This window comes from Rhodopirellula baltica SH 1 (genome assembly GCF_000196115.1).
Taxonomy (GTDB): Bacteria; Planctomycetota; Planctomycetia; order Pirellulales; family Pirellulaceae; genus Rhodopirellula; species Rhodopirellula baltica.
The window spans coordinates 1779210-1804238 of the sequence record NC_005027.1 but is presented as its reverse complement, the minus strand read 5'-3'; the positions used below and the strand labels follow the sequence as shown (position 1 = coordinate 1804238).

16 protein-coding genes are annotated in these 25029 nt (G+C 56.1%); 7 read left to right on the top strand and 9 right to left on the bottom strand.

Going from position 1 to position 25029, the window contains the following annotated elements; genetic code table 11:
• Positions 1 to 111 precede the first annotated feature (111 nt).
• The 3 genes from RB_RS06855 to RB_RS06845 form a co-directional block, all read right to left on the bottom strand.
• Positions 112 to 1326 (bottom strand): type II secretion system F family protein, encoded by a 1215-nt coding sequence (locus tag RB_RS06855; protein WP_007328284.1) that lies wholly within the window; start codon positions 1324 to 1326, stop codon positions 112 to 114.
• 81 nt (positions 1327 to 1407) lie between these two features.
• Entirely contained in the window at positions 1408 to 3099 is a 1692-nt protein-coding gene (locus RB_RS06850; RefSeq protein ID WP_007330716.1) for a GspE/PulE family protein, read from the bottom strand.
• Complete coding sequence (locus RB_RS06845) at positions 3096 to 6044, bottom strand: secretin N-terminal domain-containing protein (RefSeq protein WP_164921642.1); 2949 nt, start codon at positions 6042 to 6044, stop codon at positions 3096 to 3098. The genes RB_RS06850 and RB_RS06845 overlap by 4 nt, the downstream gene beginning before the upstream one ends.
• Before the next feature lie 323 nt (positions 6045 to 6367).
• On the opposite strand from RB_RS06845, the gene map reads away from it, so the two are divergent.
• Positions 6368 to 7165, top strand: coding sequence for a type I methionyl aminopeptidase (gene map, locus RB_RS06840; protein ID WP_007328287.1), 798 nt, complete (start codon positions 6368 to 6370; stop codon positions 7163 to 7165).
• A 198-nt stretch (positions 7166 to 7363) separates the two neighbouring features.
• Here the strand turns inward: map and RB_RS06835 are convergent, their stop codons facing one another.
• Together RB_RS06835 and RB_RS06830 are read right to left on the bottom strand one after the other, a co-directional pair.
• The gene (locus RB_RS06835) at positions 7364 to 8359 is read right to left on the bottom strand and encodes a DNA integrity scanning protein DisA nucleotide-binding domain protein (RefSeq protein ID WP_008660854.1); all 996 of its coding nucleotides are present in this window, start codon (positions 8357 to 8359) and stop codon (positions 7364 to 7366) included.
• Between the two features lie 135 nt (positions 8360 to 8494).
• Positions 8495 to 9826 carry a hypothetical protein gene (locus RB_RS06830; RefSeq protein WP_011119379.1) on the bottom strand — a complete coding sequence of 444 codons (1332 nt, stop codon included), beginning with the start codon at positions 9824 to 9826 and terminating at the stop codon, positions 8495 to 8497.
• A 26-nt stretch (positions 9827 to 9852) separates the two neighbouring features.
• Between RB_RS06830 and RB_RS06825 the strand changes: the two genes are divergently transcribed.
• On the top strand, positions 9853 to 10416 hold the full coding sequence (locus RB_RS06825) for a shikimate kinase (RefSeq protein WP_011119378.1): 564 nt from the start codon (positions 9853 to 9855) through the stop codon (positions 10414 to 10416).
• A 415-nt stretch (positions 10417 to 10831) separates the two neighbouring features.
• Here RB_RS06825 and RB_RS06815 read toward each other — a convergent pair whose 3' ends face one another.
• From RB_RS06815 to RB_RS06795, 3 genes are all read right to left on the bottom strand, one after another.
• Complete coding sequence (locus tag RB_RS06815) at positions 10832 to 11857, bottom strand: IS110 family RNA-guided transposase (RefSeq protein ID WP_011118756.1); 1026 nt, start codon at positions 11855 to 11857, stop codon at positions 10832 to 10834.
• A 526-nt stretch (positions 11858 to 12383) separates the two neighbouring features.
• Entirely contained in the window at positions 12384 to 14297 is a 1914-nt protein-coding gene (locus RB_RS06800; RefSeq protein WP_007330711.1) for a DNA gyrase/topoisomerase IV subunit B, read from the bottom strand.
• An 88-nt stretch (positions 14298 to 14385) separates the two neighbouring features.
• Positions 14386 to 16863, bottom strand: a complete 2478-nt coding sequence (locus RB_RS06795; protein WP_011119377.1) for a DNA gyrase/topoisomerase IV subunit A — start codon at positions 16861 to 16863, stop codon at positions 14386 to 14388.
• A gap of 333 nt (positions 16864 to 17196) precedes the next feature.
• On the opposite strand from RB_RS06795, the gene RB_RS06790 reads away from it, so the two are divergent.
• From RB_RS06790 to fliD, 3 genes are all read left to right on the top strand, one after another.
• A complete protein-coding gene (locus tag RB_RS06790; protein ID WP_011119375.1) occupies positions 17197 to 17745 on the top strand; it encodes a hypothetical protein in 549 nt (182 codons plus the stop codon).
• 98 nt (positions 17746 to 17843) lie between these two features.
• Positions 17844 to 18224, top strand: a complete 381-nt coding sequence (locus RB_RS06785) for a hypothetical protein (RefSeq protein ID WP_008660861.1) — start codon at positions 17844 to 17846, stop codon at positions 18222 to 18224.
• Positions 18225 to 18806: 582 nt separating this feature from the next.
• Positions 18807 to 21188: a flagellar filament capping protein FliD gene (gene fliD / locus RB_RS06780; protein ID WP_011119371.1), complete on the top strand. Its 2382-nt coding sequence runs from the start codon at positions 18807 to 18809 to the stop codon at positions 21186 to 21188.
• A 28-nt stretch (positions 21189 to 21216) separates the two neighbouring features.
• On the opposite strand, the gene ispF is transcribed toward fliD, so the two are convergent.
• Complete coding sequence (gene ispF / locus RB_RS06775; protein WP_164921639.1) at positions 21217 to 21714, bottom strand: 2-C-methyl-D-erythritol 2,4-cyclodiphosphate synthase; 498 nt, start codon at positions 21712 to 21714, stop codon at positions 21217 to 21219.
• 388 nt (positions 21715 to 22102) lie between these two features.
• On the opposite strand from ispF, the gene RB_RS06770 reads away from it, so the two are divergent.
• Both RB_RS06770 and RB_RS06765 read left to right on the top strand, forming a co-directional pair.
• The gene (locus tag RB_RS06770; protein ID WP_231846283.1) at positions 22103 to 23458 is read left to right on the top strand and encodes a peptidylprolyl isomerase; all 1356 of its coding nucleotides are present in this window, start codon (positions 22103 to 22105) and stop codon (positions 23456 to 23458) included.
• A gap of 144 nt (positions 23459 to 23602) precedes the next feature.
• Positions 23603 to 25027 carry a Gfo/Idh/MocA family protein gene (locus RB_RS06765; protein ID WP_011119366.1) on the top strand — a complete coding sequence of 475 codons (1425 nt, stop codon included), beginning with the start codon at positions 23603 to 23605 and terminating at the stop codon, positions 25025 to 25027.
• The last annotated feature ends 2 nt before the right edge of the window (positions 25028 to 25029 follow it).

Below are 25029 nucleotides of genomic sequence, written 5' to 3'. Positions count from 1 at the left end.
CACGACGACCGTCGTCCCACAGTCCTTTTAGCCGATTGGCATTCGCCACGGTTGTTTCGGATGGAACCGTGGCCGATCAAAAATCGGCGAAGACTTAGAAGCGGTGTCCGATTAGAGACTGGTGCTGCTCTTGAGGACGGGTACTAGCAACGCCATCACAACGGCGAGAACCAGAATCGCCATCACGAGCAACATGATTGGTTCGAGCAATCGCACGAACAAATCCAATCGCCGAAACGTTCGCTTTTCCAACGAGTCAGCGATTTCCGGAAGCACTCGGTCCAAAGAGTTGCTCTCTTCGCCGACGCTGATCATCTCGACAACAGAAATCGGAAAATACCCCGACTGACGAAGCGGTTTCGCTAGGCTTTCACCGCTGCGGATGTTTTCACTCGCGTCTGCAATCGATTGGCTGAGCAAACGGTTGCCGGTCGCCGTCCGACTGATATCGAGCGACTTCAGAATCGGAACACCGTTGGCCAGCAAGGTTCCCAGCACACGACAAAATCGTGCGACCGAAAGGTTCATCAAAATGTCGCCCAATACCGGGACTTTCAACTTCACCTTGTCGAAGATGTCTTGCCCGCGTTCGGTCTGCATTTGTTGACGGAAAAAGATGATCAGCCCCACCGCCAAAACGATCAAGATCCAACCATAGCCTTGAAGGAAGTTGCTGAAGCTCAACAACGCTTCCGTCATCGCAGGCATCTCACCCTTTTGACGCAGCCGATCAAACAGCATGTCGAATTTGGGAACGAAGAACACCAACAGAGCGGAGATCACCACACTGCCGATCGTGAACAAGAAAACCGGGTAGGCCATCGCACTGACCGTGCGACCCTTTAGATCTTCTTGCAGTTCAGTGAAGACGCCAACGCGGTCCAAAGCGTCTTCGAGAAAACCACCTTCAGTACCGGCGCGAACCATGTTCACCGCCATATCGCTGAAGACGCCCGGATAGCGAGACATGGTGTCGCCGATTGGTTCGCCGTCTTCAACTCGTCCACGAATTTCAGCGAGCACTTCACCGAGGACCGGCGTGCTGGATTGTTCGCCCAGGATCGTCAACGAGCGGATCATCGGCACACCGCTGCGGAGCAACGAGGCGAGCTGGCCATAGAAGGTGGCCATGATTTGGCCTTTGACCTTCTTTCGTTTCTTACCAAAGATCGACAGACCCGAACCAGATGTCTGTTCCGCGATCTTGGTCGGGAACAAGTCACGTCCGGTCAGCAACGACGTCGCTTCGCGCTGCGACGCTGCTTCGAGCGATCCTTGGACGCTCTTTCCGGTCATGTCTCGTGCGGTGTATTGAAACGTTGGCATGGTTGTCGAAAGGCGGGAAGCAGGCGGGCTTGGTAGCGGAGAGGGAAAAGCTTATCGACGAAGAGAAGCCTGGGCGACGAACTAGAGAGCTTCGCCCTTTGTCACACGAAGGACTTCGTCAACACTGGTCACACCAGCAACGACTTTGTCCCAGGCATCCATCCGAAGCGTTCGCATGCCTTCCTTGACCGCCTGGCGACGAATGTCCCAACTGCTGGCGCGGTTCTGAGCCATCTCGCGAATCTGCTCGCTGCTGACGAGAAGTTCGTAGATCCCCAAACGACCGGAGTAGCCAACGTTGCGGCACTCACGACAACCAACGCTGCGGTAGATTTCTTTGCCTTCAATTTCATCCCAAGGAAAATCCTTCGGCAAATCGTCTCGATCAGGCCGGATGGCTTCCTTGCAATGAGGGCACAACCGCCGAAGCAATCGTTGAGCCATCACAGCTTCGACCGTTCCGGCAACCAAGAACGGTTCAACGCCCATATCGACCATCCGAGTGAAAGCACCGGCCGCATCGTTGGTGTGCAAGGTGCTAAACACCATGTGACCGGTCAACGATGCTTGGGTCGCATTCTCGGCGGTTTCCAAGTCACGAATTTCCCCGACCAGCACGATGTCCGGGTCATGACGCAGGATACTTCGAAGTGACGCGGCGAATGTCAGTCCAATTTTAGAGTGAACTTGGATCTGGTTGATTCCATCGAGCTGATACTCAACGGGATCTTCCGTCGTGATGATCTTGTTCTCAGGACTACGGATCTCCAGCAAACTGCTGTACAGCGTCGTCGTTTTACCACTACCCGTCGGGCCGGTGACCAACACGATTCCGTGCGGCAATTTGATCAACTGGCTGAATCGGTCATAGATCTCTTTGGACATCCCAAGTCCTTGAAGATCAAACACCATCGATGATTTGTCGAGAACACGCATGACCAGGCCTTCGCCGTGGATCATGGGAATCACGCTGAGACGAATGTCGACTTCGCGTCCATGAACTCGAAGTTTGATCCGGCCGTCCTGAGGCAATCGTTTTTCGGCGATGTTCAATCGAGCCATGATCTTCAGACGACTGATGATCGCAGCTTGGAAACGATTGATTTCGGGCGGAACCGGTTGCGGATGCAAGATTCCGTCAATCCGGTATCGAATGACCAAACCATCGGATTGAGATTCGATGTGAATGTCACTGGCACGCGAATCAACGGCTTCGATCAAAATTTCATTGACCAGCCGAACGACCGACGCTTCTTGAGCCATCTCCGACAGTTCACTGCCATCGGTCTCGATGCCGTCCAGCAGTTCCACTTCTTCGTCGCCGGCAGCCGCGACCAGCCCTTCGACTGTTTCGCTGCCGACACCGAGGTGCTTCTTCACCAAGCGACTGATTTCGCCACGTTCGGCGACGACGGGAACAACCGTTTTACCGGTCGTTGCGCAAGCTTCATCGAGTGGATACAGATCAAACGGATCCGCCGTCGCAACCAACAACGCACCGTCGTCCCATCCGATCGGGAACATGGAGTGGCGATAGATCAGCTTTTGCGGGAAGCCCTCCAAAGCGGACAGATCAATCTCCGACGTGCGAAGGTCACGAAATTCCAAGCCGACCTCATCTGCAATCGCGGACAGGGCATCTCGCGCCGACACGTACCCCAAGGTCACCGCGTTGTCGACGACCGATTGAGGGTCACCGTTGCGGCTCTGTTCCAACTGTTGGGGCGTCAGCAATCCGCGTCGTTGCAGAATCTCGCCAGCATGCATGATCATCTTCCTCGTCCTCCGCCTGTTTGTCCGCCGCGACCACCGCGACCTGTGTCTCCGCCACCTCCGCGTCCGGTTGTACCGCCTCGTCCACCGAATCCTCCAGTAGGTCCACCGCCGGTACCACCACCGCCGAACCGTGATCGGAAGAATTCAATTCGACGCTGAATGTCTTCAGGCGACGAACCGGTGGGTGTCGAACCGGATGAACCGGTTGATCCACTGCTGGAACCTCCGCTGGTCGATGTTGCCGTGGTGGCTTTAACGCCGAGCATCGACTCCAACGCTTGTTGTAACACTTCTGCACGCACGCCACCTGCGATTGGCATCACAACGGTCTGTTCTTCTTGTTCCATGCCTTGTTGATCCAAAATCTCAACGAGTTCTTGGACCTGCTGGAAGTCTTGTGGTGTGGCGGTCACGACCAAAGCGTTGCTGCGTTCGTCCACGGCAACGATGATCTTCGTCGGTTCGCTCTTTGGCTTCTCAGCAGCACCGCCGCCGCCTCGTCCGCCGCGACCCCCACGGAACGCGTTGATGATGTCTTCGGGAGAAGGCTGCCGGCCTCCACCTCCGCCACCACTGCTCTGTTCTTGGAACATCTTCTCGGCAAAGACGGCTTTCACGATCGCGGAAACGTCCGAAGCCTCTTGGTAAATCACTGGAATTAACCGGGGCTGCGGAACCGTCCGTACCAACTCGGGGCTTTCTTCTTGGTCGATTTCTCGAATCACCAATCGTATGAATTCAAGGTCCGCGGGACTGGCCTGAACAATCAATGAGTTCAAGTGACCGTCGGCAACGATGTTGACGCTGCCGCGACTGGTCAAAATCGATCGGCTGCTGGAAACCTCTTCTCCGCCACCGCCGCCCATGCCCAGCAATCCGCCAAGCATTCCGCCGCCGAGTCCGCCCATGACGGATTCAGTCAACGATCCTGAAGACGATTCCGATCCACCCAGAACGCTGGCGATCAATTCCGAGGCCACATCGGCTTTGATGTATTTCAAACGAAAGATGGTCGGCAAGTCGCTGGCCATTCCCGACGATGTGCTGATGGAGCTGAGCAATTGCTCAAAAGCGTCGAGAGCTTCGCTGTCCTTGGATGCAATCACCAATCCAGCAGGAGTCATTTGAACGACAATTTCCGCGCCAGCGTGCGGATTGGCTGAATCATCTTGCAGCAATTTTGGCCCGGCGATTCCGCCTTCGGATTCGTCATCCGCAGATTCAGAACCAGCCGATTCGTTGACGTCCAGATCGTCAAAGGCTCGCACCAAGTATTCGCCGTTCGCTTCGCCTTGATTCCAAGACGCTTCCTGATCCAAATCGCGTTGAAACTGCTGGCGGATTGGCTGTGTGTCTCGGCTTCCATCTTGTAGTTGATCGTCATCGCTGGACGTTGGAACAATCACTCGCAAACGGTTCTCACGGCCGGTCATTGGCCACAAGCTTTCCAATTGCCGAAGTGTTTGATTCGCGGACGAACCGGTCATCGGCAACACGCGAACGTTTTCGCCCAATCCACCGGCCAACGGATCGTTTTCAAGTTCGTCGATCAGACGTTTGACCGTTTCGATTTGGGCGGCAGTTCCGCGAACCCAAAGACGTCCGGTTTCTGGATCGCCATCCACCGTCGGACCTTGGCCACCCGTTTCGGTCACGCCAAAGAACTTGTTAATGGTCAGCAGAGCATTGGCAGGTTCCAAGCGACGCAGATTGATGATCGCAAAGTTATCGCCGTCACCTTCGAGCTCCGCGATCGTGTCCGAGATCAATTGCTGAGTATCGGGACGAGCCGATGCAACGATGACGCCACGTTTGGTGTCCAAGGCGATGCGGGTCTCCGGCGTTCCGGCCAACATCGTTTGCAACACATCGAAAGCGGTTTGCAGGTTGGCGGAAGCAACCGAGTGCGTTTTCAACACTGGTTTGATGATTTCGATCTCTTCCTCGTCTTCGCTGCCAGGCATCGCCTTGTCCGCTTTGGTGAAGATGCTCTTCAGCAACGACAGCTTGGCGGGCGATCCAGTCGCGAAAACTCGGTCGCCGTAAAACGAAACCGAGATACGGAGGTCTTCGCCAAGGTTTTCGCCTGGTTCCAAACCAACCAACGGACGCGCGACCTCCAGAATTTCTTCCGCAGCACGATGTTGAAGCGTGATTTCGACGACGCTGGATTGAGCTTCTTCGGCGGCGGACAATACCGTCTCGATGATACGCAGCTTTCCGACCGTTTCAGTCACGACGACTTGGCGAGCTCCCGCCAAAACATTGATGCGTCCCCATGGCCCAATGATCTGCGACAACTCTTCGCGAGCTTCATCCGGCGACAATCCTCCCAATGGAAAGACGCATCGAACGATGTCGCTGTTTCCGCGTTGGTCGAACGTGTCCGGGGTGACCAACTCAGCCATCTCGCTGATCAGCTTTTCCGCGTTCTCCGCTTCTAAATCGACCAGCAGCAGCATGCGTCCTCGACGAACCACAGCCCAGCCGCGATCGAGCAGCAGACGGTTGATCAGGTCCAGGCCTTCGCCGACGGAATATGTTTGCGTCGGATCGGTGAAATTAACCGTTCCCGCGGGTGCCGAGTCCATCTGCAACGACAGATCAGCTTGCTCGGAGAACCAGCGCAGGACGTCGCCCCAAGGTGCTCCTGAGAAATTGAATTGCAATTCCTTGTCGGAGTTCGTGACAACCGTTGCGTTTGCGGCAGCGGTATCAGGTGCGGCGGCCTCTTGGGTTGAGGCGTCCTGGGCTGCGGCGGGTTGAACGCCCGAGCCAAGGACGATCATCCCAGCCAAAGCGGCACCGCGAAGGGCCCACCTGGCACACAAGCCTCTTCGAAGCGAAGTCCGGAAAGAGCGAGCCTCCACCTGCGCGGGGTTGCATCCTCGGTTTGACCAAGCATTAGCGGCTTGCGTCGCGTTGGAAACAATTCGATTCATTTCGATAGATAAGATGTGGGACCGAGCTGGGCGAAGTAAAAATCGTTTGCCTGGAAACTCGGTTGCCAGGATAGTTGCCGGAAAAGCGATCGGACGAGCAAATGGTCTCGTTCCGTATCGAACTAACCCTCCGGGGCCATAAAAGTTCCGACCGGGGGCGTTCCTGATTGATCGAAACCGCCGAATGTACCGATCATTCCAGCCCGGATCCCTCACTTGGCCGGGATCCGGGGCCGTTTGGGTTTGCCAACACCTCAAACCTGCTATGCTGACGCCGTGCCTTTTATGGCCCCAATTCATCCGAACCGACACCATTTAGCAGCATGCTGACCAAGCAACGAAAACTGATCCTTTCCGAAACCCAACGCGACATGATGCGGGCCGCTGGCCAAGCGAATGCGGCGCTACTGGACTATGTTCGGCCACACGTCAAACCGGGGATCACGACGGGCAAGATCGACCAAATGATCCACGATTGGACCTACGGTCACGGTTATCGCGCCGCGACGCTCGGGTACCAGAAGTATCCCAAGAGCTGCTGCACCAGCGTCAATGAAGTGATTTGTCACGGGATCCCGGACGATTACGAATTGAAAGAAGGCGACATCATCAATGTCGACATCACGACGGTGGTCGATGGATGGCACGGTGACCAAAGCGAAACGTTTTTGCTGGGTGAAGTCAGCGAAGAAAAGCGAGCCGTCACCCAGTGTGCCTTTGATTGCATGCACTTGGCCATCGACGCTCTGACGCCCGGTTGCCGCGTGGCAACGATTGGCGAGGCCGTCGTGCCGGAAGCCGAAGGCCGCGGATTCACCGTTGTCCGCGAATATGTCGGCCATGGTTTGGGCAAACAGTTTCACCTGGACCCATCGATTCCTCACTTCCCGAACCGTCAAAGCCGAATCGACCGATTGTTCCCGGGCATGTGCTTCACGATCGAGCCCATGATCAACGCCGGTTCGCGGTACACCCAGTGCGACAAAGCGGACGGATGGACAGTTCGGACCAAGGACGGACGTCCATCGGCACAGTTCGAACATTCGATCTTGATGACCGAATCAGGCCCCGAAATCCTGACTCAAACCAAGGACGGACCCAAGAAGGGCCACAAATTCTAAACGGACGGCGGCATTCAGCTCAGCCGTTCGGGCATCAGCGGGCTGTTGATTTAGTCGCATACTGGATCACAACCATTAGCCGATGGGCGTCAGCCCCGGTTTTTGTGTGGCAACCGTGGGCGACGCGATCGAAGATCGCCGTTTCGGCGTGAAATCAGTGGCGAGTCCAGGTGGACCTGCCCAATAGGACGAAGACGCCTAGTTTTCGTCCGCTGATTGCGGCGGTGGCTCAAAAGCAAATTCCTGCCACTTGATCGCTTTGTCCATCGGGACAATCTGCAGGATCAAAAATCCGTTCTGGTACAGCCTCACCGTTCCGGTCGATTGGCTAACCACGACCGAGACCGCTTTGGTTTTTCGCGTGATCGCGGCGGCGGCCCAGTGTCGGGAACCGAGTCCCTTGGTCATCTTGAGGTCTTCGTGCGAAACCTCCAGCATCTGACGACTTCGTTCGATGATGCCGTCCGAGGTAACCACGAAGGCACCGTCGAGTTGAGCGATCTCTTTGGCGTCTTCCTGGACTTTGGGGTCCAAGATGTTGCGGTGCTTTTTGTTGTACCCGCGAAATGGATCCGCGCCGCTATCGCTAGCGTGCTCCAGGACTCGGCGATGATCACCGACCACGAACATCGTTCCAACGGCTTTGCCTTCACGACCCTCTCGGCCAATTTGCGATGCCAGGTCAACGACAGCTTTGATCGTCTTCAGCGGGACACTGCTTTCGAGCGTCTGCAAATCACGAACGGTGAATCGACGCATCCGCTCGTCGAGTTGCAGGTGGCTGATCGAGTCCAATCGTCCTTGCTGGAATCCGCTGTAAACCGCGACGACTTCGCCGTTGGTTTTGATCAGCTCATCGGCGGCGGCTTCCAGCAATGCTTCTTGCAGTCGTTCAAGCAACGGAGCCTTTTCTTTGTTCAGTGCCAGCGGCTTCAAACCAGCTTCGGCGGCACCGTCCAAATCCTCGATCGTATCGACGGCGACGATGACCACATTTTCGTTGGCCTCGGTCAGCTCAGAGATTCGCTTCCAATCGGTGCTGCCATCGAGCAACAACAACAGGGCGTCCGCGTTCCGATCAGCTCGAAGTGCGACGGCGGCCGAGATCATCGCGGCATTCTGCTTGGTCAAACGTTGCGTGGCCATCGAGTCTTCAGCAGCTCCGGATTCAATGCGGTCGACCAAGGGGAACAATCAGTGCTCCCCACTTTAGACCAACCGAGTCTGCATCCAAAGAGGACCGAGACCGGTTGAGGCCCGTTTTAGCCCGACTTTTGCGTCGTTTCTGATCGAGCATCGTCGATCGATGCCATCGGTCTGATTCGGTGCCTAGGCAAATTCGATTGCATTGTCGCGAGGCGCGGCGTCTGCGGCCGACTCGTTCGTTTCGGTGTGTTCAATCAAACCACATTGTTCCAACACGATCGTCATGTGCATGTCATGACGTCGGCTGACCTTCAACAACACCACGGTGTCGTCGTCCGCTTCGGCGTGGATCGAGTGGGTCAGCCATCCGCGAACCAATCGAGGCGAGGTTCCACATTGCAGAACATGGCCGTCGCCTCCCAATCCCCATGACAGCGGCGACCATGGTGTGGCGGGAGTCAACAACCATCCTTCGTCTCCGCGACGCAATCGCAAGCAACTTTTCGCAGGATACGGACCAACGGCACTTTGTGCGAACACGATCACACCGCGTGGGTCCGGTGTCGCGAATCCGGGCCAGATCCTTGCCAGGACCGGATCGAGCAACATCGTTCGGTAGAACTTCACCCGGCGAGCGGCCCAGCGAAAAATCAACGCTGCAACAAATAGAATCGCGAAGTTGAACACGGTCGCCAGGGTGGGGCTCAGCGCGTAGACAGCCATCAAAGCCGCACAAAGCGACTTGTTGCAGACCTCAAAGATTGCGTCGACGGTTGGAAACGGAGTCAACCAAACCAGAAACTCGAAGAAGAATTTGACGCTGTTGATGACCAACACGTTGACCGTCATCGCGACCAGCAACAACGCATTGGCGGTGAAACTAAAAATGCCCGCCGTATAAACGGGCATCGCTTCGGCCGCCAACTGAGCCTCGTTGGTTCCTACTGATTCCGCGGTCATCGAAGCGGTGATTTTGATCGCCAACAAAATCACGATGACCGAGTAAGCCTCCAACTGATCCATCGCTTGGGCAAACGGTTTGCTGACTTTTGACAAGCGTGGAATGCTGGTCAAAACCGCCAGAGCAGAAAAGACGGCGAACAGCGGAACGCTGCGAAGCGGTCCGGCTGACCCCAACAACGCATTGTCGGTGATCCAATCCGGGCCCCACAACGACAAACCCGACAAACAAGCGACGCCAAAGAAGGGTGACAACGCCAAAGGAGCGAGCGGACCCAACCAATCCGCTAAATGCAATTGATCCGCCCAAGCCGTCGCGGCGGCGATGTCTCGCGTGTCGAATTCGCCCTCCAGTGCTTTCGGAACGTCTTCTGCATCGACCGCGGATGGAGTGCGAGCGGCAGGTACCGGATCCACCTGAGAAGTATCATCGCCAATAACTTCTGCGCGGTCGTTCTGCCCGGTGGCTTGAACGCCCAACCCGATGATCAGCACCACGGCCAACGTTACTTTTGCAATCCAACTCATCTTGTTCCCTTCGGACTTCTCAATCAAACCGTGGGCTGGTAGCGTTTCGCATCATGAACAACGACGAAGTGAAACCTCAGCACCTCTATTTGACCGGCTACCGTGGGTGCGGCAAAAGTACGCTTGCGAAACTTTTAGCGCAGAAGCTGTCTCTGCCCTCAGTCGACTTGGACGATGTGATCGAAACGACCGCAGGCAAATCCATCGCCGAAATCTTCGCGAATGAAACCGAAGTCGGTTTTCGCGACCGGGAAGAAGCCGCTTTGATGGAAGTTTCCAGGCGACCGCAACATGTGATCGCGCTTGGCGGAGGCACCATCCTTCGCGAAGCAAACCGGAACATCATCGCGAATTCAGGCTGGTGCGTTTGGCTGGACGCCGAACCAGATGTCCTGGTCGCCCGCTTGGCCGGTGACGCGACGACGGCCGATCGACGGCCTTCACTGACTGACCAATCCGTTTTTGACGAAGTCCAATCCGTGATGAGCCATCGCGAACCGCTCTATCGTGCATCGGCTGACTTGCGAATTGACACAAGCCACCGGAACATGGACGAGATATTGACAGAGGTTTTGAAGGCGGCGCCGTCCAGCATCGGACAAGCCGACCTCAGCTAGCGTTTCCTCGACGGCCTAGCAGCCTGTTGATTGGATGAGCCGAACCGCGTTAGCGCCGGTTAGTCAGACGCCAACCGGGGCTAACGCCGAATGGCACTTACTTTACAACTTCACCCTCGCCCCTGGGGAGCGACCGTAATGAATCTGGCAAGTGTCAGCGATCAAAAATCATAAAATTTTTGATTCCATGGCGTTCTCTGCGCAGCATCTTAACGGCGGGCTCTTGGGTAAAAGCTCGCTTTGATTAAACTTGCAAACTGGTACCGCGTGGCAACACGCGAGTACGTCGGGCAGCCGGTTGTCGGGCTTGTTTCGATGGCCGGTTGCCCCCTTTTCGCCTCGGGTGATGGTTGCCTGTGGCGGTGCGACCTCGATCGGGCTCGGCAAAAGGGACTCGCGGCGACGCTTGGGTGGATTAGCAACAGGATTGCACCTCGGCCATGGAGGCGTACTTCGTTGCGTCAAAGGTTTCTTCGTTGCGAACCATTTGATTGAGCGTCGAAAGCATCTTCCGCATGCAAGCGACCATCGCCACCTTGAAGGGCTTGCCTTGGCGGCGAAGCCGTTCGTAAAACGCCTTGGTCGCCGGGTCGTGTCTGCGTGCCGAATTAGCCGCCATGTACATCGCGTTGCGTACGTCTTGTCGTCCGCCGCGAATCGGACGCTTGCCATCCTTCCTGCCACTCTGGTTGGCAATCGGACTGACGCCAACAAGCTTGGCCACCTGCTTTCGGTTCAGCGTTCCCAATTCAGGCAACCGAGTGAGCAGCACGCTCGCGGTGACTTTGCCGACACCGGTGTGACTGAGCAGGATATCGACCTTGGGATCCTCTTTGGCAAGCTCCTTGAGAATCTCATGGAGGCGTTTTTCAACGCTTTTGAGCTGCTTTTGGATGTTTTCCAACATCTCTTCAAGGAACTTGATTGCCTCGGCGTCATGGGTGTGTTCCAACCGCATCCGCTCCTGGCCACGCATCTTCAGCAATGCCTCACGTCGATTGACCAAGGCGGTATGGTGCTTCTGCTGAGCAGTGCGAGGAGCCGTCAGATGAACTTTGACATCCTGACCGAATTGGCAGAGCACACCTGCATCGATCTGGTCCGTTTTCTCCAGCCGGCCCTGACCTTTGGCAAAGTCTCGGACCTGTCGCGCGTTGACCACCGCGACGTCGACCGAATTGTCGTGAGCGGCGTCCATCATCAGTAAGTGGTAACTTGCTGTCGATTCGCAAATGATCAAAGTGCGAGAGGCTGGATCAATGTGATCGAGCAAATGCTTGTGGATGTGATCGAGGTCATTGTTGATCGAGCCGGTGATCTTCCCGTGCGAGTCACACAGGTCGAGTTTGTCTTTGGCGACGTCGACGCCAATGACCCGCTGGTAGCCGGTTCTCGAAAGAGTTGCTTCGTTGACGCTGATGGTTGTTGCTTCGCGATTCATCTTTCAAATCCCTGCCTAGTAAATGCGGTCTGGCTAAGAAGCCGACCTGGCGACCGTTCGGGTAAAAGAACTCGCTTGCGACCAAGCTCCCCCTCGTACTGGCGAACGCCGAATAAAGGGTCGAAAGCGATCTGCAAGCGAGCAACCATTTCGGCAGAGCGACTGCCCAATGGTCGTCACAGCGAATCGACTGACAAACAGTTAAAACTCAGCAACAGCGATATACTAGGTCGAGCGACGCCGTTCAGGCGTACGCGAGGGAGGGGGCCGAGCATGGAAAACGGCGCGGATTGCCCTCCCCCGGAAATCTCGCTGAACGCTCGCTTTCCGACCCCTCCCGCTGCACGGGCGGGGTTCTCAAGGCGTTACTGGCGATGCACGTAAAAATTCACAACCTCCTTGAGGGGGTGTGAAGTAAGTGCCATTCGGCCACCGCCCATCGGCTAATTGTTGTCACTCGGTATACGACTAAATCAATAGGCTGCTAGGCAGGCCAAGGTACGGAACCATTTCCAGGCGAGCTGCCCTACACGTCGATTTCGCTGGCGTCTTCGGCTCGTTCCATGATGAACCGAAACCGCGCCGATGCGTCGCGTCCCATCAAATCGCTGATCGTGCGATCGGTTTCCAAGTGGTCATCGATCTCGACCTTCAACAACGTCCGCTTGGTCGGATCCAGCGTCGTATTCCATAGGACTTTGGGCATCATCTCACCCAAGCCTTTGAAACGTGTGATCTCCGGATTCGCTCGACCATTGTGCTCCGCCAAAATTCGCTCGCGATCTTCTTCGTCCGCCGCCCAAAACGTTTCTTTGCCGATGTCGATTCGATAAAGCGGAGGAACCGCAATGAACAATCGACCATCCGCTATCAAGGCTGGCATGTGGCGGTAGAAGAACGTCAACAACAACGTCGTGATGTGGTGACCATCGCTGTCAGCATCTGCCAACAAGATGATGCGGTCATAACGCAAATTCGCCAGGTTGAGCGACGGACCGATGCCGCAACCCAGGGACGCGATCATGTCCTGGATTTCTTTGTTGTCCAGAATCTTCTTCAGCGTCGCCGACTCGGTGTTCAGCACCTTCCCTCGCAGCGGAAGGATGGCTTGGCAGTTCCGATCGCGACCTTGCTTGGCACTCCCGCCTGCCGAATCACCTTCGACGATGAACAACTCGGACTTGCCTTTGCCGCCGGACACGCAATCCGAAAGTTTGCCGGGCAACAACGTTCGCTTCGAGCCACCTTTTCGCGAAACGGCTTCGCTGGCGGCACGCGATGCGGCGCGAGCTCTTGCGGCGGCGACAATCCGCGCGATCACCGCATCGGCGACCGAGGGATTGTTGTTCAGCCATTGTTCCATCGCACTTCGGACACCTGATTCAACCAACCCGTGAGCTTCTGGGTTGTTCAAACGATCCTTTGTTTGACCTTGGAACTGAGGCTCGGCGACGAAGATCGAAACGATCGCAATCAGTCCTTCGCGAATGTCTTCGTGCGTGATCTTCACACCGCGAGGAGTCAGACTGTGCGTGTCAACGTGGTTTCGAACCGCTTTAACAACGCCACCGCGAAAACCGTTTTCGTGGGTGCCGCCGCTGCCGGTTGGAATTCCGTTGACGTAACTGCGAACGTGTTCGTCGGTCGATTCCGTCCACTGGAGCGTGACTTCCACCCGATCTTCGTCGTCCACTCGGTAGGTGAACGGAGCTTCATGAATCGTGCGAGCCTCGCGTTCCTTGATGACTTTGCCGAGGTAATCGACGATGCCGTTTTCGTGCAAAAACGTGTCACGCGTCTTCGCGACTTCATCGATATAAGTGACCTTCACACCGCGATGCAAGAAGCTGGCCGTTTCCAGGCGTTGCTTGATCGTGTCCCCGTTGAATGTCGTGCGTGGGAAGATCGTTGGATCGGGAGTGAAAGTGATGGAGGTTCCTGTACCGCGGATGGTGCCGCGGAGTTTCTGCAACTTTGAAGTCGCTTGACCGCGACTGAAAGCCATCCGGTATTGAACGCCATCGCGTTTGACAATCGCGACGAGTTCTTTGCTCAGTGCATTGACGACCGACGCACCGACCCCGTGCAAACCACCGGACGTCTTGTAGTTGTCGCCTTCGAACTTGCCACCGGCGTGCAATACCGTCAGCACCATTTCCAAGGCTGACTTCTTCGTCTTGGGGTGTTTATCGACGGGAATTCCACGGCCGTTGTCGCTGACCGATACCGTTTCGCCGTCTTTATGCAGCGTCACGGTAATTTCCGACGCGTGACCATTCATGGCCTCGTCGACGGAATTGTCAACGATTTCCCAGATCAAATGGTGAAGACCAGCCGAGCCGACACCACCGATGTACATGCCCGGACGCTTGCGGACAGGCTCGAGGCCTTCCAGAGCGGTGATGTTTTTGGCGTTGTATTCTTTCGGTGCAACGGACATGAAGAGAAGACGTTGGAAGTCGAAGGATGGGATGAGTGAGTGCGTTCAGGTTGGCGACCTGAACAACGGTTGGCCACGCGAAGTGGCGTCAGTCTTCAAAAATCGGAGGTGGCTCGATTGGATCGCGAACGATCTCGGCGATCTTTCCGTTCTTCTGCAGTTCGATGCCGCGTCCACCTCGTGATGTCGTCCGGTACTTCGCCGTCGATACCGTTTTCTTGGCACCACGGTTGGTCACCACGTTGAGCAAATCGCGGTCACCGGTCGAGGGTTTGAATCCGAGCAACTTGTCGCTCGCCGCCAATTTCAACAGCAGCACACCTTTGCCGGCGCCGGACAGATAGTTGATCTCATCGGCAGGACACACCATCGCTCTTGCGTCCGCAGAGACCGCCAAGACCGTTTCGGTTCCCGCGATGGGAACAACGTCGACGATGCTGGCACCTGGTTTCACCCGAGCAAATTTACGGCCGGCACGTGTCGACGGTTCAGCGAAAGGTTGCAGACCAAACCGCAAAGCATACCCATCCGTTGACGCGGCAAGAGCGTGCGTCGCGGGGTAGTAGTTGCCCTTGGGGTCTTCGCTGATGTCGCCAAGAATTCGCGGATCCATCGATAGAGCCGCGATGATTCGTTCGCCGTCTTTGAACTTGAATAGCTTTTGAATTGGCTCGCCAAATCCCGTTGAGGCAGGAATATCGATCATCCGAGCGGTGTAGCAAACGCCCAAACTGCTGAAGAACGCGAGCGTGGTTCGTGTGTTTCCGGCGACACACGCCAGCACCGCATCGCCCTGACGCAGACGACTCTTGGACGGATCGGCGATCTGTTTTTGCCGCTTGACCCACCCGTCGACGGTGACCATCACATGGCAATCTTCGGCGACGATAAAGTCCTCTTCGGTGTACTCCACCTCTTCCGTCGGCACCACGATCGTGCTGCGTCGGCGACCAGCGGGAGTGTTGCCGTAATCCGAAATCAGGGACTGCAGTTCTTCTTTGATGATCGCCCAACGCCCGGACGACGTGTAATCGTCGCGGTCATCAGCCAGCAATTTGTTGATCTCGTCGACTCGTTTGCGTTTCTTCTTCAGTTCGTCCAGCACGACGTTGATTTCCAAACGTGCCAGTCGATACAGCTTCAACTCCAGAATCGCATCAGTCTGCTCCGCATCAAGCCCATTTGAGGCTCGCGTCTTGCGACGTGCCTGGGCAGGCGTGAGTTCTTTGACCGGAAACCGCTTCATGATCTTTTCCGCCGCGTCGGCTTTGCCTTCGCTGCTGCGGATGATTTTGATGATCTCGTCGAGAGCATCGAAGATCAACGCCAAACCTTCGAGGATGTGAATCCGTTTCTCGAGGGCTCGCAATTCGTTGGTCAGTCGCGCGGTCAGCACGTCCAAACGGAAGTGCAAGAAGTACCACAGGATCTCCTTCAAACCGAGACGTTTTGGCGCACCGACTTCTGGGTTTTCAGTCGGCGTCAAACAAGTCAGGTTGACGTTGAAGTTGGTTTGCAGCGGAGTGTGCTTGTAGAGATACGCGAGCACCTTGTCGGCGTCGGCGTTCTTTTTCAGCAACAGATCGACACGGATGTCTTCGGTTGAAAGGTCGCGAACTTCTTGCACGAGTGGAAGCTTGCTGCTGTAGACCAGCTCAGCGATTCGCTCCACCATCGCTGCTTTGTTGACGCCGAATGGGATCTCGGTGATCCGGAGCGTGTCGCCCGTGCGAGACTTCTCCGCAACTTCGGCGACGCCACGCAGCTTGATCGTGCCCGTTCCCGTCGCATAGATTTCGCGAAGCTCTTCTTTGGTGTTGGTGATGTGGCCACCGGTGGGGAAATCGGGACCCTGAATCGCGTCTCCGGCGACCAATTGGTAGTCCTTGATTTCCGGATTGGCCAGCAACTTCAGCAGCGCGTTGCAAACCTCTTTAAGGTTGTGCGGCGGGATGTTCGTCGCCATCCCGACCGCAATTCCCGTCGCTCCGTTGACCAGCAAACTGGGAACGCGGGAAGGCAGCACGACGGGCTCTTCTCGCGTGCCGTCGTAGTTGGGTTTGAAGGCCACCGTTCGGCTGGATAGATCCGCCAGAACCTCCGACGCGATCGGCGTCATCCGGCACTCGGTGTATCGCATTGCCGCGGCATTGTCGCCGTCGATGCTGCCGAAGTTTCCGCTGCCGTCGATCATCGGCATACGCAGCGAAAACGATTGGCTCATCCGAACGAGCGCTTCGTAAATCGAACTATCACCGTGGGGGTGGTACTTACCCATCACGTCTCCGACGACCTTCGCACACTTACTGTGTTTGGCCGAGGAATCAAGCCTAAGAAGCGACATCGTATAGAGAACACGCCGCTGAACCGGTTTGAGTCCGTCGCGGACATCCGGCAGCGCTCGGCTGGTGATGACCGAAAGCGAGTAATTCAAATAGCGATCTTGGGCCGCGAATCGCAGCGGAATGTTCTGAATCTCTGCCAACAGCGATTCATCGAACGGATCGGCTTTGCCCCGTTTGGAGCGACTGGATGCGGAACTGGATGTTTTGCGACGTTTCGCCACGCGGAATCAACCTAAATCGTTGGGGACGTTCGTTGTGAGGAGCTGAGAACAGAAAGCGAATGAAAAGCGGACTTGCAGATCAGCCTGCGAGTTTGGGGGTTATAGCGACCACGGGGTTGTTAGCGAAACCGCGGATTACCGCGTTTGATTCGCATCGGTCGCCGAATTGGTTTGGAAAAGCTCGTCTGAGCTAGGCGAAACGTGCCTGCTGGGCGAACTTCGCCATCTGTCGCGATCATCACGCCGCAACAGTATCGGCTGTTTTTCCTCTCGATTCGCGTCGAAACCAAAAGCCAGACACCTGGTCCGTCGTCGTTCGAGGAGGAACGCGAGATGAAGCGAAATTGGAAAGCAGCCGTAGCGACGGCCCAAACAATCGCCACACAAATCACCCGACGCTCACGCACCGTAGCAGCGATCGCCATCGGCACCGCCAGCATCACCTTGCTGGCTCCCGCCGCAATGGCACAAGGCGAACACATCGTCAGCTCGCAAGTCATCAGCGACACCGTTGTCGGCACCAGCGAAACCGGTGGATGTGCGAGCGGCGATTGTGGCGGAGCGTCCGGTGAAGTCGGCGTTCAAGGCCGCGAGTATGGACAGCCCGACCTGTTCTACAACTACTACACCCAAGGCCCGGCCAACGCAGCGAACGCACAAATGTACGTGTCGCCTGTGCCGGTTCCTCCAAATGTCGGGCAGACCTACCTGACGTATCAGCCTTTCTATCCCCACGAAATGCTTTATTGGCACAAAGACCGCTACCACAACTATTATGACAATGGTCGTGGAATGAGCCGAACTCGAGCGATCTATTACAGCCCACCGGTTCGTCAAGCTGCCAGCAATTTCTACTGGAACACGTTGCGTTTGCCTCGCTGATCCAGCCACCTGACTCATTGGCAGAACGGACTCCCCCTGTCCGTTCGTCGCAGCGAATGGTTGCTGCCAAATCCACCGTCCTCGAGGATCCCCGAGCCATGAAACGCATCGTCCTTTGTCTCGCCGCCTTGGCTGCTTTCAGCGGCTTGGCCGGTTCAACCGAAGAAGCCCAAGCAGGTGACCCTTACGCGGTGACCCAAGTTTGGAACCACAACTTCGCTCAAACGCGTGCTTGGCACGGCAACTACTACTACGCACCGTACGGGCAACCGACGGCACTGGTCGTTCCACCAACCGCTCACCTTCGACAAACGTATTCGTGGGGCGTCAGCCAAAACACGAATCACCCGATTTATCACCAGTACGGTCGCAGTGCCAGCACACCTGGAGCGGCTGCTCCGGGTCGTTTCCAACCGACTCCCAACTGGCCAAGTCACACGGACCAATTCGGCGTGTACTACGTCCGAGGCCCTTGGTGAGCAATCACCGAATTTGACACAAATCAACGCTGATTCACTCGGTTGCATCGACGCAATCGAGCGAACAGCAATCGGACGGCTTTGACCGTTTCCGACATCAAGACTGACGACATTTCGGGACGGTGTTCCCGCCGAGCCGCCTCGTCCGGGGGTGGTTTGGCGGAGACACCGTCTCGTTTTTTATGCGCCCACCGAACATTTAGCCGGTTTCGACTTTCAAACATCGCGGCATGCGCTGATTTGAAGCTACTCCGCCCCTTCTCGGCAAAACGTCAGGAAAACCGAAATCCGGCGCATTCGGAACATCTCTCTCAGACTGCCTGTCTTTCCGCCTCTGCGGGACGGTTGTTCACTGCCCGGACAGCCGACACACAAATCGCAACCTAGGTTTCAGTGTCACAATCCAGCGATTGCGCAATGGATCGCGTTCGACATCGAACCGATCCATTGCCTTCGGACAATTGATACACAGTCCGAGCGTCGAAGAGTGGACCAAACAGGCCGACTTTGCCGATGAGAAGAGTGTTGGATTGAGACGAAGGCCTTTTCTGTCTCACATATTCACAACTTCATTGGTGTGTCATGGCTCGTTTGCAATCATCGATCGGATTAGTCACCGGTACCGACATCGTCGGGACGGTCGACCAATTGATGGCGATCAATGCGCAACCGCGTGACCGAATTCTCGCCAAAACGGAAGAACTGCTCGGTCAACAGCAGCAAATTGCGTCGCTGACCGCATCCGTCATCGGTGTGCAACTGGCTGGAGATGCGCTCGGTTCGTCCGCACTGTTCAGCAGTAAGAATGCGACGTCATCCAACGAAGACGCTCTGTCGGTATCGACACGCGACGAAGTCACCAACGGCAATCACTTGGTGCGAACGCTCCGTACCGCAGCCACGCACAGCGTTTCATCGGCACAAAGCTTCAGCACATTCGACGAAGCATTGAGCCTGGCAGGTTCACTCACGATCAAACCCAGCGGCTTTGTTGATTCCAAAGTCAGCCTTTCGCAACTCAACAACGGTTTGGGCGTTGAAGGCGGATCGATTCGTTTGACTGACCGCAGCGGTGCATCGGCAGAAGTCGACCTTTCCCAAGCTCGTACGGTCGACGATGTCCTGCAAGCGATCAACGACGCCGACGTTGGAATCCAAGCCACAACGTCCGGTGGGAAGATCAAACTGATCGATCAGACCGGTCAATCGATCAGCAATCTCAAGGTCGAACAACTCGGAACCGCTGAAACGGCAGCCGACCTCGGTTTGCACGGCATCGACGTCGCGTCGAGCAGTGTCGATGGCAACGACATCCCGCTACCCGATGGTGTGGATTCGCTCAACGGAGCCAGCCTGTCGCAATTGGGCGGTGGCAACGGACTGGGCACTCTCACAAGCCTGGACATACAAACCGGCGACGGAACATCCGCCAGCATTGATGTCTCCGGTGCAACATCGCTCAATGAAGTGATCGATGCGATCAACGGCAGCGGACTCGATGTCATCGCTCGTATCAACGACGCCGGCAACGGTTTGCGGATCCGTGATGTGTCCGGTGGTCCCGGAACGTTCGAAATCAGCTCAGCGGACGACACCGCAACCAGTTTGGGGATCGCCGCATCAACGACCGACGACATCGTCGTTGGCGAAGATCTGAACTTTCAATCGGTCACGCTCGAAACCAAGCTCTCTGAATTGAACTCCGGCGACGGTGTCGGAACGGGCAGCTTCACGATTCGCGATAGCAACGGTGCCGTTGGCGGTATCAACTTGGCCGTTTCAGAAATTGAAACGATCGGTGACCTGATCGACGCGGTCAACGCGTTGGACATCGGGGTCGAAGCCGCTTTGAACGAGGCGGGCGACGGAGTCGTAATCACCGACACCGCGGGCGGTGCATCGTCACTGAAGATCACCGATACCGGCGAAGGAAAAGTTGCCGCTAGCTTGGGTTTGGCGGGCACCGCCGATGCGGGAACCAGTCTGGTCGGCAGCGAATCGGTCACGATCGAAATCACCGAAGACGACACGCTCGAATCCATCGTTGAAAAGATCAACGAATCAGATCGCTACGCCGACGCGTCGGTTGTATCCAACTCGGACGGCTCCTATTCACTGCAGATTCGCAGCAAGAAGGGCGGCGAAGTTGGACGCATATCTGTGAACTTGGATGGCGTCGACCTGAACCTGCGGACCAACTCGAAGGGACAAGACGCCCTGATCTCCATCGCAACGGATGGTGGAACCGAGCGTTTCCTGACATCGACCGATGGCGTTTTTGAAGATGAAATCAGCGGTTTGAATTTGACGGTCAAAGAGTTGTCCGAGGATCCCATCACCGTCAACGTTGACGACGATCCGGACGCGATTGTTTCCGCCGTCAAACGTTTCGCCGATCAATACAACAAATTGATCGACAAAATCCAAGAAGTCACGTTCTTTGACGCCGAAGCAAACGAAGTTGGCTTGCTGTTCGGATCAACGGAAACGCTCCGTATTCAAAACGGCTATTCGCGTCTGCTGACCGGTACCGTTCCGCTCAGCAGTGGAGACTCGATTCGTTCGTTCAGCCAAATCGGCGTTCGAATGGATGAAAACGGTGAACTCCAAGTGGACGAAACCAAACTTAAGGCGGCTCTCGCCAACGACACCGAAGCGGTCGAACAATTCTTCAACAAAACCAATGATGAAGATGAAAACATCGGCATGGTGGGGCAACTGAAAAAGCTCGCCGACACCTACGCGGGTGTTGACGGTGGCATGCTGATTCGCAAAACGCAAACTCTCAGCGCCCACATCGAACGCAACGACGCTCGCGTTGAATCGATGAACGATCTGCTGGAATCGCAACGGGAACGTTTGCTGAAGCAGTATTACGACATGGAACAAGCGATCGCAAAACTTCAGGCGAACACATCGTCGATCGGCGCGATCGAGTACATCGGTCCTGTTGGATCGGAGTGATCAGGTTCGCCGCAGAGTCTAGATTCTTCTAGCGGCGACTAAGCATCACGACCGCTCGTGCCGCGATCGCTTCGCTGCGTCCGACCGCGTCGACGCCTTCCCCCGTCTTCGCCTTCAAACCCACTTGTTCGATCGTCGTCTGAAGCATTTCGGCGACCGCTGCTCGCATCGAATCGATGTGCGGAGCCATCTTTGGTTTCTGAGCCAAAATCACGGCATCAACATTGTTGATTTCGTATCCGGCTTCGTTGACTCGGCGGAGAGCTTCTTCGACGAAGTCGCGGCTGTCCCGCCCTCGATTTTCATCGGCATCATCGGGAAACAACCGCCCGATATCGGGTCCCGCAATAGCGCCCATCAATGCATCCGTCACCGCGTGCAACAACACATCCGCGTCACTGTGGCCTATCGCATGAAAGTCGCCGGCAACATCCAAGCCACCAATCCGTAGCGGACCGTCTGGACCCAAACGATGCGAGTCGTATCCAAGCCCGATTCGAAAGGCGAGTGGTTGCGGTTGGGTCATCAATCGATCCGTCTGAAAATCTCATGAGTTGTCGAGGCGTGAGCCCTGATTGTCCGTGGGACTGTGGTCAACGCCGAAGCGACGAAAACATGCCGAGCTCGATGCCCACCTGCACGACCGCAGTCTTCCTGCTCAACAGGCCAGCCCCTTTTTCGCTCAAAGCCTAATCCTTGGACGAGAACAAACCATCCCCCGAGTTCTTGCGTAGGTGCCGTTCAAGGTTCGCTATCGATCCGTCGAACGCTCATTTTTTGATCGATCTCGGGCCTTTCGCGAAAGCGCCCGATTTGGTGTGCTTTCTAGCTCATTCGAACGTTCTCTATCCTCGGCTTTTCGCATGCTCGCTTTCTCGAACCCACTTTTTCGACGTTCGCGCGGACCGGCGACCGTGTTCGCTCAGACCGCCATGCTGCTGATCGCCGGACTGAGCCTGACTTGCCAAACCGGCTTGATCAGCCAGACGTTCGCCCAGCCACCCGGTTCGGATGGTTCCGCGAACGAGACGGAAAGTGCTGCTCCCTCCAACGAGTCCGCGCCACCTTCGGCGAATGGAGTCGACGGCGGTCGGGTGAAAGATGATCCCGAACTCATCGCGAAAACGATGGCGGAAATGCCGGAAGACATCCGCAAAGACGCGGAAGAGATCTACGCGGAGTTCCGGTCCACTCATGAAGAATTGCTCGAATCGATGTTGAAGCTTCGCGAGATTCACATTCGATTCAACAACGACGTTGATCGAAGCCGCGAGGCCACAAAGGCTTTTCGCGCACAGCAGCACAAGACATGGGACTTGATGCAGAAACAAATGGAGATCTCGGTCAAGGTTTTCCGTTTGCTTCCCAGTCCCGAGGCGGCCAGTTACATGGTCACAATGGTTCAGCACCATTTTGACAATGACATCTACGACGCGACCACATTCGAAGCTGCCGCCAGATTGATCGACATCGGTCAGAACTACCGCTATCTGTTCCTCACCGCGGCACGTGCCGGTATCTCCAACGGCAATTTCGAAACCGCCCGAAAGGTCTACGAGTCGCTCCAGCCCGATGAACTGGAGAAGGTCGACATGGCCAACAAACACTTCCTCGATTTGCTGGAAGAGCAATACAAGGAAGAAATGGATCGGATGGAAAAGATCGACCGCGACGCGTTGCCGCAAGTTCTCTTCAAGACGACACGCGGCGACGTCCTGATCGAGCTTTACTCCGGCGAGGCTCCATCGACGGTCGCCAATTTCATCAATCTGGTGGAAGACGGGTTCTACGACGGAATGGATTTCTCGCAAGTCGTTCCGAACATGCTTGCTTTGTCTGGCGATCCGACTGGTGACGGACGCGGCAACAGCGGCAAATTTTTGATGGATGAGCACGACAACGAGAACTCACACCATGCTCTTCGCGGCTCGGTCGTGATGGCCAAAATTCCGATGGGCGAAGGACGCTTCATCGAAAACTCCGCCAGCTCTCAGTTCGCGATTTTCTTTTTGCCTGTCACGTCCGCCTCCAGTAATCAAACGGTGTTTGGCCGAGTGATTGAGGGCATGGACCGGGTCAGTGCCATGCGTCGAAAGGATCCCTCCAAGACCGATGAGAAAAAGATCCAATTGCCACCGGACGCGATCATCTCCGCCGAAGTTGTTCGCAAAGGACCGGAATTGCCCGAACCGGAATACGTCGACGTGGAAGCGGAACTCAGAAAAGCCGAGGAAGCGGGGCTGATCAAACGGAAAACGCCGGCCAAATAGCGCATTCGTCGCCGGAAATGCTGGGCGAAGCCCGCCATCCGTTGGTTCGCACCTTCCGGCTGGGTTAAACTGTGACCAACAGAATGCCGGCTCTCCAATCTGCCGCCTCCCGCCTCGCCGACATCCCACCTCCGCGAACACTTCATGGCTCAACGAACTCCCGCTCGCAACGAGAATCATCCGTCGGACCCGACGGCGGGCGAATCAATTCCTGCATCCGAACGGTCCGCCGTGATGGAGCAACGAGCAAGTCGTCGTACCTTTATTCAGAGCGGCGGCATCATGCTGGCCGGCGGCAGCGTCCTGGGCACGAACCTGAGCGTTGCCCGTGGTGCTCATGCGTACGGCGACGACACACTGAAAATCGGACTGATTGGCTGTGGCAGTCGTGGAACCAACGCGGTCATCCAAGCGATGAATACCGATGGTGCCACTCGGCTCGTCGCGATTGCGGATGTCTTCGAGAGCAACGTTCAATCGGCTTTTCGCGCCATCAACAGCAAACACGGAAAGACCGGACCGGCCGGCAAACGTGTTGATGTCGATGGTGCTCGTTTCGTCGGTTTGGACGGATGGAAGCACGTGTTGCAAAGCGACGCTGACGTCGTGTTCCTGACAACGCCTCCGGGATTTCGGCCGTTTCACTTCGAAAAAGCCATCGAAGCGGGCAAGCACGTCTTCATGGAAAAACCCGTCGCTACCGACGCCCCCGGTGTCCGACGAGTCCTGGCGGCCAATGAAATCGCCAAGCAAAAAGGTTTGGCGGTTGCGGTCGGTTTGCAACGCCACCACGAAGCTCGCTATCGCGAATGCATTGAACGACTTCACGCCGGTGCGATCGGTGATCCAGTGTTTGCACGAGCCTACTGGAACGGGGAGGGATCGCGGCTGCGAGTCAAACCGAAAAATGTAACCGAACTCGAATATCAACTTCGTCAGTGGCAGCACTTCAATTGGATTGGCGGCGATCAAATCGCTGAGCAACACATCCATAATCTGGATGTGATCAATTGGTTGCTCGGCGAACATCCGGTGTCGGCTCAAGGTCAAGGCGGACGTGACTCACGATCCGATCAGACGCTCGGCGAAACGTTTGACCACCACATGGTTGAGTTCACTTATGCAAAGGACGTGCGGTTGCTCAGCCAATGCAGACACGTTCGAGGTTGCTGGAACAGCGTCAGCGAACATGTTCACGGCACGCAGGGAAGTTGCGACATCAGCGCCGCCATCATTCGTGACCCAAGCGGAAAAGTCGTCTGGCAAAGCTCGCAGAAACCATCCAAAGACCGTGGTTGCCAACAAGCCCAACATGACTTGTTCGCCTCCCTTCGAAAGGGCGAAATCCCAAACGAAGGCGACTACGGCGCGACCAGCACCATGACTGCGATCATGGGCCGAATGGCCAGCTACTCCGGCAAAATCGTTCGTTGGAACGAAGCTTTCCAAAGCGATCAGATGCTTGCCGATGTTGATGCAATGCGGTCACTCAAAGACATCGCACCGGTCCAGCCTCTTCCCGATGGCAACTACGAAGTTGCAATTCCAGGCCAAACCAAGGTCATCTGAGC

Excerpts from the sequence above, each read along its gene's own strand:
- RB_RS06765 (WP_011119366.1), top strand. The coding sequence starts at position 23,603 with ATGGCTCAACGAACTCCCGCTCGCAACGAGAATCATCCGTCGGACCCG.
- RB_RS06825 (WP_011119378.1), top strand. The coding sequence starts at position 9,853 with ATGAACAACGACGAAGTGAAACCTCAGCACCTCTATTTGACCGGCTAC.
- RB_RS06815 (WP_011118756.1), bottom strand. The coding sequence starts at position 11,857 with ATGAATCGCGAAGCAACAACCATCAGCGTCAACGAAGCAACTCTTTCG.
- RB_RS06845 (WP_164921642.1), bottom strand. The coding sequence starts at position 6,044 with ATGAATCGAATTGTTTCCAACGCGACGCAAGCCGCTAATGCTTGGTCA.
- map (WP_007328287.1), top strand. The coding sequence starts at position 6,368 with ATGCTGACCAAGCAACGAAAACTGATCCTTTCCGAAACCCAACGCGAC.
- RB_RS06855 (WP_007328284.1), bottom strand. The coding sequence starts at position 1,326 with ATGCCAACGTTTCAATACACCGCACGAGACATGACCGGAAAGAGCGTC.
- RB_RS06785 (WP_008660861.1), top strand. The coding sequence starts at position 17,844 with ATGAAACGCATCGTCCTTTGTCTCGCCGCCTTGGCTGCTTTCAGCGGC.
- fliD (WP_011119371.1), top strand. The coding sequence starts at position 18,807 with ATGGCTCGTTTGCAATCATCGATCGGATTAGTCACCGGTACCGACATC.
- ispF (WP_164921639.1), bottom strand. The coding sequence starts at position 21,714 with ATGACCCAACCGCAACCACTCGCCTTTCGAATCGGGCTTGGATACGAC.
- RB_RS06850 (WP_007330716.1), bottom strand. The coding sequence starts at position 3,099 with ATGATCATGCATGCTGGCGAGATTCTGCAACGACGCGGATTGCTGACG.
- RB_RS06790 (WP_011119375.1), top strand. The coding sequence starts at position 17,197 with ATGAAGCGAAATTGGAAAGCAGCCGTAGCGACGGCCCAAACAATCGCC.
- RB_RS06800 (WP_007330711.1), bottom strand. The coding sequence starts at position 14,297 with ATGTCCGTTGCACCGAAAGAATACAACGCCAAAAACATCACCGCTCTG.